The 13,049-nt window shown below is 73.9% G+C and carries 12 protein-coding genes; 5 read left to right on the top strand and 7 right to left on the bottom strand.

Annotation, left to right across the window (positions count from 1 at the left end; genetic code table 11):
• Nucleotides 1-70: 70 nt before the first annotated feature.
• The 3 genes from AB0O91_RS15610 to AB0O91_RS15600 are packed head-to-tail and all read right to left on the bottom strand — an operon-like array spanning nucleotide 71 to nucleotide 2,948.
• Entirely contained in the window at nucleotides 71-889 is an 819-nt protein-coding gene (locus AB0O91_RS15610) for a heme ABC transporter ATP-binding protein (RefSeq protein WP_363432505.1), read from the bottom strand.
• Nucleotides 886-1,983: an iron ABC transporter permease gene (locus AB0O91_RS15605; RefSeq protein ID WP_363432503.1), complete on the bottom strand. Its 1,098-nt coding sequence runs from the start codon at nucleotides 1,981-1,983 to the stop codon at nucleotides 886-888. Before AB0O91_RS15605 ends, AB0O91_RS15610 begins: the two co-directional genes overlap by 4 nt.
• Nucleotides 1,980-2,948: an ABC transporter substrate-binding protein gene (locus tag AB0O91_RS15600; protein WP_363432764.1), complete on the bottom strand. Its 969-nt coding sequence runs from the start codon at nucleotides 2,946-2,948 to the stop codon at nucleotides 1,980-1,982. Before AB0O91_RS15600 ends, AB0O91_RS15605 begins: the two co-directional genes overlap by 4 nt.
• Nucleotides 2,949-3,166: 218 nt before the next feature.
• On the opposite strand from AB0O91_RS15600, the gene AB0O91_RS15595 reads away from it, so the two are divergent.
• Together AB0O91_RS15595 and AB0O91_RS15590 are read left to right on the top strand one after the other, a co-directional pair.
• A complete protein-coding gene (locus tag AB0O91_RS15595) occupies nucleotides 3,167-4,684 on the top strand; it encodes an HtaA domain-containing protein (protein ID WP_363432501.1) in 1,518 nt (505 codons plus the stop codon).
• Between the two features lie 56 nt (nucleotides 4,685-4,740).
• Nucleotides 4,741-6,348, top strand: a complete 1,608-nt coding sequence (locus AB0O91_RS15590) for an HtaA domain-containing protein (protein ID WP_363432499.1) — start codon at nucleotides 4,741-4,743, stop codon at nucleotides 6,346-6,348.
• Between the two features lie 93 nt (nucleotides 6,349-6,441).
• Here the strand turns inward: AB0O91_RS15590 and AB0O91_RS15585 are convergent, their stop codons facing one another.
• Both AB0O91_RS15585 and AB0O91_RS15580 read right to left on the bottom strand, forming a co-directional pair.
• The gene (locus AB0O91_RS15585) at nucleotides 6,442-7,404 is read right to left on the bottom strand and encodes a phosphatidylinositol-specific phospholipase C (RefSeq protein WP_363432496.1); all 963 of its coding nucleotides are present in this window, start codon (nucleotides 7,402-7,404) and stop codon (nucleotides 6,442-6,444) included.
• Between the two features lie 70 nt (nucleotides 7,405-7,474).
• Nucleotides 7,475-8,743 (bottom strand): MFS transporter, encoded by a 1,269-nt coding sequence (locus tag AB0O91_RS15580; RefSeq protein ID WP_363432493.1) that lies wholly within the window; start codon nucleotides 8,741-8,743, stop codon nucleotides 7,475-7,477.
• A 113-nt stretch (nucleotides 8,744-8,856) separates the two neighbouring features.
• On the opposite strand from AB0O91_RS15580, the gene AB0O91_RS15575 reads away from it, so the two are divergent.
• The 3 genes from AB0O91_RS15575 (at nucleotide 8,857) to AB0O91_RS15565 (ending at nucleotide 11,454) form a co-directional block, all read left to right on the top strand.
• Nucleotides 8,857-9,462, top strand: coding sequence for an ABATE domain-containing protein (locus AB0O91_RS15575; protein ID WP_363432491.1), 606 nt, complete (start codon nucleotides 8,857-8,859; stop codon nucleotides 9,460-9,462).
• 153 nt (nucleotides 9,463-9,615) lie between these two features.
• Complete coding sequence (locus tag AB0O91_RS15570) at nucleotides 9,616-10,023, top strand: hypothetical protein (RefSeq protein WP_363432488.1); 408 nt, start codon at nucleotides 9,616-9,618, stop codon at nucleotides 10,021-10,023.
• A 153-nt stretch (nucleotides 10,024-10,176) separates the two neighbouring features.
• Nucleotides 10,177-11,454: a hypothetical protein gene (locus AB0O91_RS15565; protein WP_363432486.1), complete on the top strand. Its 1,278-nt coding sequence runs from the start codon at nucleotides 10,177-10,179 to the stop codon at nucleotides 11,452-11,454.
• Nucleotides 11,455-11,522: 68 nt separating this feature from the next.
• Here the strand turns inward: AB0O91_RS15565 and AB0O91_RS15560 are convergent, their stop codons facing one another.
• Both AB0O91_RS15560 and AB0O91_RS15555 read right to left on the bottom strand, forming a co-directional pair.
• A complete protein-coding gene (locus AB0O91_RS15560) occupies nucleotides 11,523-11,993 on the bottom strand; it encodes an SRPBCC family protein (protein WP_363432483.1) in 471 nt (156 codons plus the stop codon).
• A 159-nt stretch (nucleotides 11,994-12,152) separates the two neighbouring features.
• Nucleotides 12,153-12,821 (bottom strand): biliverdin-producing heme oxygenase, encoded by a 669-nt coding sequence (locus AB0O91_RS15555; protein ID WP_363432480.1) that lies wholly within the window; start codon nucleotides 12,819-12,821, stop codon nucleotides 12,153-12,155.
• Nucleotides 12,822-13,049 lie beyond the last annotated feature (228 nt).

Raw genomic sequence — 13,049 nt, 5'->3', positions numbered from 1 at the left:
CCGACAGGGCCGCGACCACCGCGCTGCCCACCGGCTCCGTCCCCCCCCACGGGTGCGCACCGACAGCGGTTCAGGTCCGTTCCGGCAGCACCAGCGGCACCCCCGTGCGCGGATGGGCCAGCACCTCGACGGGGTGCGCGTACACCTCGCTGAGCAGTGGTGCGCGCAGCACCTCGGCCACCGGCCCGTCGGCGACGGTCGTCCCGCCGGCCAGCAGGACGATCCGGTCCGCGTAGGCGGCCGCCAGGGAGAGGTCGTGGAGCACCACGACCACGCCGTCCCCGGCGGCGGCGCGCTCCCGGGCGACCCGCAGCACCAGCTCCTGGTGGCGCAGGTCGAGGGCCGCGGTGGGCTCGTCGAGGAGCAGCAGCGGGGCGCGCTGGGCGAGCACCCGGGCGAGGGCGACCCGGGCCCGTTCACCACCGGACAGGGCAGTGAACGGGCGCCCGGCGAAGGCGGTGGACTCGGTGAGGGCCATCGCCTCGGCGACCACGCCCTCGTCCTCGGCGGCGGCCGCGGTGCCGGCCCAGGGCGCGCGGCCCATCCGGACCACCTCGTCGGCCGGGAACGGGAAGGACAGTTCGGCGGACTGCGGCAACAGTGCGCGGTGCAGGGCGAGTTCGGCCGCGCCGTAGTCGGACAGCGGGCGGCCGCGCAGGGTGACCGCACCGCCGTGCGGGGTGACGTCCCCGGCGAGGACGGACAGCAGGGTGGACTTGCCCGCGCCGTTCGGCCCGAGCAGGGCGACCACCTCGCCGGCCGCGACCCGGACCGTGGCGCCGGCCAGCAGCGTCCGGCCGCCGACGGTCAGCCGCACCGCCTCGGCGGTCAGCAACTCGGCGCCGGGGAGCGGTCGTTCGGGCACGGCCCGGATGCGGTGCAGTCTCATGCCCAGCCTCCCTGCTTGGTCCTGGTCCGGCGCAGCAGCCAGAAGAAGAACGGGCTGCCGATCAGTGCGGTGAGTACGCCGAGCGGCAGTTCGGCCGGTTCGGCGAGGGTACGGGCGGCCAGGTCGGCGGCCACCAGGACCAGCGCCCCGCCCAGGGCCGAGGCGGGCAGCAGGAAGCGGTGCCCGGGCCCGGCCAGCATCCGCAGCAGATGGGGGACGACCAGGCCGACGAAGCCGATGATGCCGCTGACCGCGACCGCCGCGGCGGTGAGCAGCGCGACCACGGTGATCAGGGTGATCCGCATCCGCTCGACGTCCACCCCGAGGTGGCGGGCCGGGCGTTCACCGAGGGCGAGCAGGTCCAGCTTGCGGGCGTACAGCGGGGCGACGGCGAGTCCGACGACGGCGAAGGGCAGGACGGCGAGGACCTTGCCCCAGGTCGCCTGGGAGAGCGAGCCGAGCTGCCAGAAGGTGACCTGGCTGATCGCCGCGGAGTCGGCGGTGAACAGGAAGAGACCGATCAGCGCGCCGCAGAAGGCGTTCACGGCGACGCCGGTGAGGATCAGCGTGACCACCTCGGTGCGACCGCCGGCCCGGGCCATCAGGTACACCGCGAAGACCGTCGCCAGTCCGCTGGCGAAGGCGAACACGGTGACCGTCCAGCTGCCGAGGGCGTCCAGGCCGAGCACGATGCACGCCACCGCGCCGACCGCGCCGCCGGAGGACACGCCGATGACGGCGGGCTCGGCGAGCGGGTTGCCGAACACGCCCTGCATCAGCGCCCCGGCGCAGCCGAGCGAACCGCCGACCAGCAGGGCGAGCACCACCCGGGGCAGTCGGACGTTCCACAGCACCGACTCGGGGACCCGGTCCAGCGCGTGCCCGCCGAGGCCGAGGCGGTGGGCGGCGGAGCCGAGGATGTCGCCCAGCGGGATGCGGTAGGCGCCGGTGCCGGCCGCGAGCAGGGCGCACAGCACGAGGGCGACGGCGAGACCGGCGGTGATCAGGGTGGTCCGGGACGGGCCGGAGAGGGTTCTCCGCCGGCTCTCCTCGGGGGTCTGCCCGGTGCTCTTCTCCCGTGTCGCGGTGGTCACTTGGCACCCGCCGGGTGGAGCTGGGCGGTGATCTCCCGGAGCACCTGGGGGGTGCGCGGGCCGTAGCTGAGCAGCTGGCCGTCCTCGATCGAGACGACCCGGCGGTCCAGCCCGGCCGGGGTCTGCGCGACGCCGGGGAGCTTGAGCAGACCGTCGACGCCGCCGACCGACTCGAGCCCCTTGCTCATCACCAGGATCGCGTCGGGCGCGGCCTTCACCAGCGCCTCGCTGGTGAGCGGGGTGAAGTCGCCGGTGAGCCCGGCGGCGGTGCCGGCGTCCTCGCCGCCGACCGCCTCGATCAGCGAGCCGGCGCCGGAGGCGGGGCCGCCGAGCAGGTAGACGGAGGCGCTGCCGCGCAGGTAGAGGAAGGCGACCTTGGGGCGGCGGCCGGTGGCCGGGACGGCGGCCCGGGCCGCGCTCAGCTGCTGCTCGGTGCGCTCCTTCAGCTGCCGTCCGGCGTCGGGGACCCCGAGCGCGGCGGCGACGGCGTCGATCCGCGGGCCGACGTCGGCGAGCTTCTTGGCGTCGTCCAGGACGAGCAGCGGGACGCCGGCCGCGCGGATCTGGTTGACCGCCTCGGCCGGGCCGGTGGAGCGGTCGGCGAGGACGACGGTCGGGTGCAGCGACAGCACGCCCTCGGCGGAGACGTCGTGGGCCTGGGTGATCACCGGCAGGGCGGCGGCCTGCTGGAACGTGGTGGAGACGTCCCGGGCGACCACCTTGGGGCCGAGGCCGAGGCTGAAGACCAGTTCGGCGAGGCTGCCGTTGAGCGGGATGATCCGCTCGGCGCTGGTGACGGTGACCTGGCGGCCGTCGGCCGAGGTGGCGGTGGCCGGGAGCTGTGGGACGGGCTGGACGGGCAGCGGCTCGACCGCGTCGGGGGAGCGGGTGCCGCCGGCCGTCGCCGTCCCGGCGGTGGGGCCGCAGGCGCTGAGGGTGAGCAGGAGGCCGAGCAGGAGCAGCAGGAGGGCCGGCCCGCGGGCCACCTGGGGTCGGATCGTACTGCTGCTCAACGTGGTGCCCTTCGCCGGGAGTTGTCACCGCTTCCGGCCTGGTGGGGGAGGCGGCGGTGGAGGTCTTGACTCATATATTAGGTTAGCCTTACCTGAGTCTCGCAAGGGGGTCGGCATCCGCCGGACCCTGCCCTTGCCGTGTTCCCGTGACCCTTCGAGGAGTGATCCGCGTGTCCCTGCCCAGTCGGCTCCGCCGCCTGGCCGCCGCCCTGGTGGCCGTTCTCGCCGCACTGTCGGTGGTGGTCCTGTCGCCGGGGCAGGCGGTGGCCGCCGAGGGGAAGGTCTCCGGCGGACGGCTGGACTGGGGGATCAAACAGTCCTTCCTGACGTACGTCACCGGCCCCATCGCCAAGGGCAGTTGGGCACTCACCGGCGGCGCGGCCACGGTCGGCGGCAGCACCTTCCGGTTCCACTCCGCGAACGGCACGTACGACCCCGCGACCGGTGCGCTGACCGCGGCCTTCTCCGGCGGCGTCCGCTTCACCGGGCACCAGGAGAACGGTTCCAACGCGCTCGACCTGAGCCTCGGCCGGCTCACCTTCCGGGCCGCGCCCGGCGGCTCGGCCGGGCTGTACGCCGACGTCAGCAGCAAGTCCAAGGAGACCGGACAGGTCAGCACCGCCTCCCAGGCCAAGCTGGCCGACCTCTCGCTGGCCGGCGTCGACCTGCGCGGCGCGGCGGGCACGCTGAACCTCGGCAACGTCCCGGCCACCCTCACCGACACCGGGGCCAAGGCCTTCGGCAACTTCTACCAGGCCGGAACGGCCCTCGACCCGCTCAGTCTGTCGGTCAACCTGCCCGCCGGGCAGGCGGCGTCGGCGGCTCCGTCCGCTCCGGTGTCCCCGTCGGCCCCGTCCGCTTCGGTGGCCCCTTCGGCCTCGGCGATCCCGGAAGGCCCGGCGGCCTCGTCGCCCGCGGCCGGACCCACCGCCGCGGCGTCCGCGAAGACCGAGTTCGGCAACGGCGCCCTCGACTGGGGCGTGCGCCGCACCTTCCGCGACTACGTCACCGGTACGATCGCCCAGGGCCGCTGGGAGCTCGGCGGCGGCGCGGCCGACGGCGGTGCGTTCTTCCGCTGGACCCCCGCCAAGGGCGGCTACGATCCGGCGACCGGCAACCTCACCGCCGCCTTCACCGGTACCGTCCGCTTCACCGGGCTGCGCAGCGGCGAGAGTTACGGGCTGGACCTCACCCTGGCGAACCCGGGCGTCACCGTGGCCGACGGCCGGGGGCGACTGCTCGCCGACGTCTCCGGGCGGACTCCGGACGGCAGCACCCAGCAGCTGACCGGTGTCGAACTGGCCACCTTCGACCCGGCCGGGATCAAGCCGGAGGCCGGTCTGCTGAAGGCCGTCGAACTGCCGCTCACGCTCGCCGAGGGCGGTGCCAAGGCCTTCGGCGGCCTCTACCCGGCCGGCACCGAGATGGACCCGCTGAGCTTCGCCGTCGCCCTCGACCCGGGCGCCGCACTGCCCCCGCTGCCGGACCTCGGCAGCGCTCCGGCCACCCCGGTGGCCACCCCGGTCGCCTCGCCGGTGGCCGCCGCGACCGGCTCCTCCTCGGGCGGCTTCCCGGTGGGCGCCGTGGCCGGCGGCGCGGTGCTGGCGGCCGCGCTCGCCGCGACCGGCGGGCTGCTGGTGCGGCGCCGCTGGGCGGCCGCCGCCCCGGACCCCGACCGGACCGTCTGACCCCTGCCCACCGTCCCCTCCCCGCTGTCCCCCCATCCTCCGAACGGAGCACCAGCATGTCCCGCAACCGCACCCGGCTCGCCGCCCTCGCCGCCGCCACCGCCGGCCTCGGCCTGACCGCCCTCGGCGCCCCCGCCCTGGCCTTCGCCGGCGGCGCCCCGAGCAGCGTCGGCTACGACACCGGCGCGCTCGACTGGGGTGTGAAGGCCAGCTTCCGGAACTACATCGAGGGCCCGGCCTCCCAGGGCGGCGCGGTCGAGCTGACCGGCGGTGCGACCCGCAACGCCGACGGCACCTTCCACTTCGGCCTGGCGAGCGCCACGTACGACCTCACCACCCACGCGCTCAGCTCCTCCTTCACCGGCGGAGTGCACTTCACCGCCCACCACGGCGCGCTGGACGTCGCGCTCAGCGACCTGAGGATCAGCACCTCGGGCACCAGCGGCACGCTCACCGCCGACACCGCCTCCAAGGAGTCGATGGGCGCCACCGAGATCACCCGCCGGGACGACGTGCCGCTGGTGACCTTCACGGTCGCGCGGGACACCACCGGCGGCGTGCCGACCGCCGCCAAGCTCACCGAGCAGGGCGCGAAGGCCTTCGCGGGCTTCTACCAGGCCGGGACGGACATGGACCCGCTGTCGCTGCTGCTCAAGCAGAGCCCGGCGACGCCCTCGCCCACGCCCACCGGCACCCCGTCGCCGACCGTGACCCCGTCGGCGACCCCGTCCGCCTCGAACTCGCCGACGGCCCAGCCGACCGGCACGCCCTCGACCTCCGCCTCCCCGTCGGCGACCGCCACGGCCACCGCCACGGGCTCGCCGACCGCGACCGGCACGCCCACCTCCGGCGTCACCCCGACCGGCGCCCCCGACCGGCTCCCCGTCCTGGACGGCACCCTGAACTGGACGGTCAAGGAGAGCTTCCGCAAGTACCTCGAATCCCCGATGGCGGCGGGCAAGGTCGAGTTCGGCGGCGGCGCGGCCGACTACCGCTTCGGCGGGGGCACCGGTGCGTACAACACCGCCGACCACTCGCTGAGCGCGGGCTTCGCCGGCTCGGTCCGCTTCCTCGGCCACCCGGGCAAGGACGGCTGGGCGCTCGACACCACGCTCTCCAAGCTGGGGCTGGCGATCGACAAGGACGGCGCCTTCCTCACCGCGGACGTCAACGGCAAGTCCCCGGACGGCAAGTCGACCGCGCTGAGCGGCGCGCGGATCGCCAAGCTGGACGTCCCCGCCTCCGCCCTGAAGCCGGTCGACGGCGTGGTCACCCTCACCGGCGTGCCGGCCACGCTCACCGCCGAGGGCGTCCCGGTGTTCTCCAACTACCCGGCGGGCACGGCCCTGGACCCGGTCAGCGCCACCCTGGCCTTCACCAAGGACGCCAAGCTGCCGACCACCGGCACCTCCGGCACGGCCGGCGGCTCCAACCAGGCCGCGGGCGGCCAGGGTTCGGGTACCGGAACCGGCACCGGCAGCGGGTCGGCCGGCGGCCCCTCGCTGACCACCACCGGCCTGAGCGGTACGGACACCGGTTCGCTCGCCGCCACCGGCGCGGACACCCCGGTCGGCCCGTTGCTGGCGACCGCGGCCGGCCTGGTGCTGGTCGGCGGCAGCGCGACCGTTCTGGTCCGCAACCGTCGCGGTGCCGCCCAGGCCTGATCCTCGGCACGGCACACCAACCCGGCCCCGGCGGGCAGCAGTTGCCCGCCGGGGCCGGTCGACACCCTGGCGGTCGGGCCCGGCGGCCCGGGGTCAGCGCCCGATGAAGTTCTTGGCGACCAGCAGGTCCAGCACGTTGGTGTGGAAGTCGGGGAAGTCCATCGGAACGATTCCGAAGTGGCAGGCCTGGTTCGCGCGGGCGTTCAGGTAGTCGAAGACCGGCGGCATGATCGCGGCCGCGTTCAGCTTGGGCCACTTCCCGCCCGCGTAGCTCGTGAAGTTGATGTACATCTTCGACGAGTTCTGGTTGTAGAACGCCTGGTTGAACTGCTTGACGACGGCGTCGGCCTTGCCGTCGGTGCCGACGCCCTCGTACTGGTCCTGGGTGTCCATCAGCCCGGAGTTGCCCCAGTGCATCACGTCCCACGTGGAGTCGGAGCTGGTGTCGAAGTCCGCGAGCAGCACGATCCTGCCGCGGGCCTCCCCGAGGCTGGGCCACCGGGGCGCCGTCCAGAACAGGTTGCGGTAGCCGAAACCGTCCAGGTGGTACTGCATGCGGCGCAGGAACTCCACCGAGTTGATCGGGTTGCTGCCCGCGTTCTCGTTCCTGATCCGCATGACCAGCGCCTCGCGCGGCGACTGCTTGAGGAAGGCCCGGCACTGGTCCAGCACCGTGGCCAGGGTGCTGCCCTGGTAGAAGCGGTCGTGGAAGACGCCGAGCCAGTTCTTGGTCTCGCGGTCGCTCAGCGGGAACCGCTGGCAGCGGATGTCCAGGAAGCGGATGCCGCGCTGGAGTTGCTCCGGGACGCCCCAGTTCTGGGTGTGCGACCACTCGGTCCCGTTCGACGGATCGGTGCAGCACGAGTCGTGGGTGCCCGGGATGGTCAACTGGGTCAGGGAGAGGCCGTTGGGCAGCCCGGACATCCAACTCGCGCTGTTCCACGAGGCCGCGGAGGCCGGCGTGGCCGCGGTGATGCCGAGCGCGGCGGTCAGTGCCCCGCCGCCGACGGCGGTGCTCCACCGCAGGACGTCGCGGCGGTTCGGGTTGACGGTCATGGGCTGCTCCGTGGTCTCGTTCGGTCGGACTCCCTGCATGGCTGTCAACGGTGAGTGCCCGAACCCCGGTTCAACGTGCCCGGGCGGCGGGGGTCGTGGTGCGGTCGGCGGGTACCGGGGCGGGCGGGGCAGGCGGGGTGGCGTCCGGGTGCGGGCGGAGCAGGTGGCGGAGCAGGGCCAGGGCGCCCAGGGCGGCGACCAGGGCGCAGACGCCGTTCCAGCCGAGGGCGGTGTAGGCGCGCACGCCCAGCCAGGAGCCGGCGCTGCCGACGAGGAAGGCGCAGGTCATGTAGGCGGTGTTGAGCCGGGCCCGGGCCTCCGGGCGGAGGGCGAAGATCCGGGCCTGGTTGGCGACCTGGCCGGACTGGGTCGCCACGTCGAGCAGCAGCATGCCGGCGGCCAGGCCGACGAGGCCGGGGGTGCCGGGGAGGTCGCCGGTGAGCAGCAGGGCCGCGGCGGCGAGAGCGCCGAGCAGGGAGCGCAGGGTGACGGCGTCCGGGCCGTCGCGGTCGGCGCGGCGGCCGGCGGCCGGGGTGGCGAACATGCTGCCGGCGCCGACCAGGGCGATCAGGCCGACGGCGGGTGTGCCGAGGTGGAAGTGCGGCCCGGTCACGTGGAGGGCGAGGGCCGTCCAGGCGGCGCTGAAGGCGGCGAAGACCAGGGCCTGGTACTGGCAGGAGCGGCGCAGCAGCGGCTCGGTGCGCAGGTAGTGCAGCGAGGCGGTGAGGAGTGCCGGGTAGCGCTGGTCGGTGCTCGGGTTGGTGCGCGGCAGCAGGAGGGCCAGCGCGGCCGCGAGCAGGACGGCCAGGACGGCGGCGGCCAGGTAGGGCGCGCGCCAGCCGTACCACTGGCCCAGGGTGCCGGAGAAGGTGCGGGCCAGCAGGATGCCGCCGATCAGGCCGGAGAGCAGGGTGCCGGTGACGGCGCCGCGGCGCTCCGGGGCGGCCAGGCCGGCGGCCATCGGGATGAGGATCTGCGGGACCACGGTGGCCGCGCCGACCAGGGCGCTGGCGGTGGCGAGCACCGGGAGGCCGGTGGCCGTGCCGGCCAGGACCAGGCCGCCGGCGGTGACCAGCAGCAGGGTGCAGGCCAGCGGCCGGTGGCGCAGCCGGTCGCCGAGCGGGACGAGCAGGAATATCCCTGCCGCGTAGCCGAGTTGGGCGCAGGTGACGGCGAGGGCGGCGGACGCCGGGGTGATCCTCAGGCTGTCGGCGATCAGCGGGCTGACGGCCTGGGGGAAGTAGATGTTGGCGACCGCGACGCCGCAGGCGAGGGCGAGTAAGAGGGTCAGGCGGCGGTCGAGGGTGGGCGTGGGGGCGCTGGTGGGGGCACCGGGCATGGGTGTGCACCTCGTCGTCGGGGAGCGGGAGTTGAGGAAGGGCGGAGCTGGGAACCTGTTTAACCGGTTCGCCGAAAGTACCAGTAAAACCGGTTCCGCAGTAGGGTCGGTCCATGGATGCTGCCACCGGGCCCGACACCCCCCGCTTCCGCAGCGGCGCGGGCCGGTTGAGCCTCGACTTCATGCGAACCCTGCGACTGCGCGGACAGGTTGACGCCGTCGAAGAACTCGACACCCCGGAGGCGCTGGCCGCCTGGGTGGCCCAACTCGGGCCCTGCCCGGTGGATCCGGCCGTCCCACTGCCGGGGGAACCGCTGCTGGCGGAGGCCCGGCAACTGCGCGAGGCGGTGCACGCGCTGCTCGACGCGGCCCGGGCGGGCACGAGCCCGGCGGCCGTGGCCGCGGCCGACCGCGCCCGGCTCAACCGGGCCGCCGCCCGCCCCACTCCGGTCCCCGTCCTCGGGGCGGACGGGCGGCTCGGTCACACCGCCGCGGCGCCGGTGGAGGCCGTCCTGGCGCTGGTGGCCCGGGATGCCCTCGATCTGGCCACCTCCCCGGCGCTCGACCGGCTGCGGGCCTGCGCGGGGGCGAACTGTGCCGCCTGGTTCCTGGACACCTCCCGGCCCGGCAACCGCCGTTGGTGCTCGATGGGCACCTGCGGCAACCAGGCGAAGAAGGCGAGCTGGCGGACCAGGCAGCAGGCCGTCGACCGGGCGTGAGCCGTTCGTGGGCCGGGGTGAACTCTGGCGCAACCTTCCAGGGTTGGTCCTGTTCGGGGTGGACGGTCGTTCGTAGCATGACCGATGAGTGACGACCGGTCACCGACGGCCGGTCTCCGCTGACCGGTCACCCGACGAACGGATGGGGCCCTCATGAACAGCAGGACCGTGACCTGGATCGGCACCCCCGCACTGGCGGTGGGGCTGCTGCTCGGCGCCGCCCCGGCGCACGCCGGCACCGGGATACAGGTCGACGGGGCGACCGTGCCCGGCGGTGCCTCGACGACGGTGAGCGTCACCGTGGAGTACTCCTGTGACGCGGCGGGCTTCGTCAGGTCCGCGACCGTGGTCGCCGAGGACCAGCGCTCCGGCGCCCTCGGCAGCAGCCGCTTCACCCCGGTCTGCACGGGAGCGACCGTGCGGACCGTCGTTCCGGTCGCGAGCCTGAACGGGAACGGCTATTCCGTGGGAGACCCGGTGGGCGTCCACGCCTCGCTGGTGGACGGGGAGGACAACGAGGTGCTCGGGACCGTCTCCCGAGTCACCGTCGCCAACGGCTAGGAGCGGGCCGGGCGGGTGCGGTGACGGTTCGTGGGCAGGGGGGAGCGGACCCCTCCGCGATGGTTCGTGGCCGTTTCCACTCCGACGGTCCAGGAGTATCGCTATATTCGTTCTTGACCGAACACTTACAAAAACAGGGGGAAGTGAAGAACGATGCGTTCCCTACGACCCGTCAGCCGTGTCGGCACCCCGCTCATGACGGTGACCGCCGCGGTGGCCGCCGTGGCGGTCACCGCAGCGGGCCTGGCCGCCGCACCGGCTGTCGCCGCACCCGCCGCCGCGACGGCGCCCCAGCTCGGCGACTCCTGCACGGCGGCCGACCTCGGCACCCGCCACCCGTACATCAAGGGCACCGAAGTGTCCCCGACGATCACCCACTTCAAGGGGTGGTACGTCACCGAGGGCGCCACCGGCACCCAGAACGTCACCACGACCACCCAGACCACCATCACGGTCTCCGTGGGCCTCACCGGCAACGTGCAGGGCGACTTCTCCGCCGAGACCCTCGGCAAGGTCGCCGCGTCCCTGGGGCTGAGCGTCCAGGTCACCTACTCCTCCACCAGCAGCGAGTCGAACTCGTTCACGTGGAACTTCAGCCAGCCCGGCTACTACGGGGTCTACAAGGGCACCAAGAAGGTCACCGGCACGTACGGCAGCCTCAACTGCAACCGCGTCCAACAGGGCGACGGGAGCTGGGCGTTGAAGTGGATCGAGGGGCCGGGCAACGGCAGCTTCACCACGTACACCACCCTGGAGGAGGGCGCGGTGCGCTGCCAGGACAAGGTGCCGGCGGGCAGCATCATGGCCAAGGCCCAGACCCTCCTCGACTGCGGCTCGCCCGGGGCGGAGGCCGGGCACCCGGCGGGCGCGGTGGCGCCGACGGCGGAGCAGCAGGGGGATCGTCCCGCGCAGGCCCCGGCCCCCGCCGACGGCACGGCCGCCGGGCAGCCCCGGGCCGCCGGGCGCAGCGCGTCGGCCGCCCTCACCTGCGAGGCGGGCGCGTACAAGATCGCGGTGCCCGGCACGCCCCTGTCCTGGGGCGCGCCGCTGCTGGCGGCCGACGGTGTCCGGCTGCGGCCCTCGTCGATCTTCAGCGCGCACCTGGACAACTGGCGCCTGTGCAACGTGACGGAGCGCAACGGCGTCCTGGAGGCGTCCCTGTGGAACTGGAGCAACGGCGGCTGCGCGACCATCGCCTCGCCGGACGCGGCCACCGAGCGGGCGGTCCTGAAGACCGTTCCCTGCGCGGAGGACGACCTCCAGCGGTTCTACGTCTACCGTGACGTGCCGGGCAGCCCGAAGATCGGCGTGCAGGACAAGTACACCGGTTCGATGATGGGCCACGACCGGTACGCGGACGGGGAGTTCCTCCGGCAGTACTCCACCGGCAGGCAGGACGGCTCGGGGACGTACTCCCTGATCGGGGTCTGACGGCCCCGGTCGGGGGACGGCCCCGGGCCTCGGTCCGCCCCCGTTGCCGGCAACGGGGGCGGACCCGGTCACCGTTCGGTGGTCGGCCCGGTGGTCGGCCCGCCGGTGAGGGCCGTGTCGGCGGCGTCGAGGATCCTGCGGAAGGTGCCGGCGATGACGGGTTCCGCGAGGGCCCGGGTGAGGGCGGCGCCGAAGGGGAGGCGGACCTCGAAGGTGGTGGTCCACACCACTTCGGTGCCCCCGGGGACCTCGGCGAAGGTCATCCGGCCGAGTTCGTGCCGGGCGGGCGGGAAGCTGCGTTCGACGGTGTAGTCGAAGTCGTACGGCGGGTGGTAGGTGGTGATCCGCTCACGGAACCACCCGATGGCCCAGGTGTGCTGCCGGATCGCCCCCACGCCGTAGGGCGCCCCCGCGCCGGGCCGGACCAGACGGGCCCTGAGGACGAGCGGGGAGCGGGTGTAGTTGGTGGTCGTGGCGCACCAGTCGAACACCTCCGCGATCGGTGCTGCGATGACGCGACGCACGGTCAAGGTCTCCATCGTCGTTCCCCTCTCCTGGCCGGTGGCGGCGCGGACCGACGACCGCACCCGACAGGTGGACAGGACGGCGCCCGGGAACGTGACATCACGCCGCGGGCCGCCCGCTCCCGGAGGAGGCGGACGGCCCGCGGCATTCGGGGTGCACGGGGGCAAAGGGGCTCAGGCGCTCAGCGGGTAGCGTCCGTCCAGGTCGTGGAAGATCGCGCCGTTGAGCGTGAAGGCCCGCTTGCACTCCTCGACCACCCGGCGCCGCTCGACCTCGTCCATCGCCTCGCCGGCCGCGTCCAGCTTGGTGCGGTAGTCGCGCTTGAAGGCCGCCGGGTTGGTGACCTCCTCGAAGACGTAGAACCGCACGCCGTCGCCCTTGCGCTCGAAGCCCCAGGCCTTCTCGGCGAGGCCCCGGATGATCTGGCCGCCCGACAGATCGCCCAGGTAGCGGGTGTAGTGGTGGGCGAGGTAGCCGGCCGGCCACTCGGCGGCCAGTTCCTCGATCCGCGCCACGTACGCGGCGGTGGCGGGCAGCGGGGACAGGCCGTCCCGCCAGTCGGGCCCGCGCAGGTGCGCGAGGTCGCGCTCGATGGCGGCGGTGCGCAGCAGTGCGCGGTCGATGAAGGGGCCCGCCAGCGGGTGCTCCGCGAGCTGCTCGGCCCGCTCCTCCAGTGCCCGGTAGACGTACCAGAGCTGGCCGGTGAGGTCGGCGTACGCGTCGATCCCGAGCTGCCCGCCGAGCAGGCGGCTCATGAACGAGGAGTGCTCGGCGGCCTCGTGTTCCTCGCTGCTGGCGGTACGGAGCACGGTGGAGAAGGGGACGGGCTCGGGCGTGGGCATGCGGACTCCAGGGATCGGATGCTGCCGGGTCGGACTGACCCCGATAGTTTTGGTTAGCCTAACCTAAATTGAAATTTACCGACACTCTGTCGGAAAACCTAGCCGAGCGGCCCCGGAAAGGGGAGGGGCCGGGGGGGGGGGGGGGGGCGGCCCCCCCCCCCCCCCCCCGTGCGGTGTGGGTTTTGGAGCGGAGACTTACAGGTCGGGTTTGGAAATCATAAGGGTCAC

The organism is Kitasatospora sp. NPDC089797 (genome assembly GCF_040684795.1).
Taxonomy (GTDB): domain Bacteria; phylum Actinomycetota; class Actinomycetes; order Streptomycetales; family Streptomycetaceae; genus Kitasatospora.
Note: the sequence above shows the minus strand (reverse complement) of the source record. Positions and strands in the feature narration are given on the sequence as shown.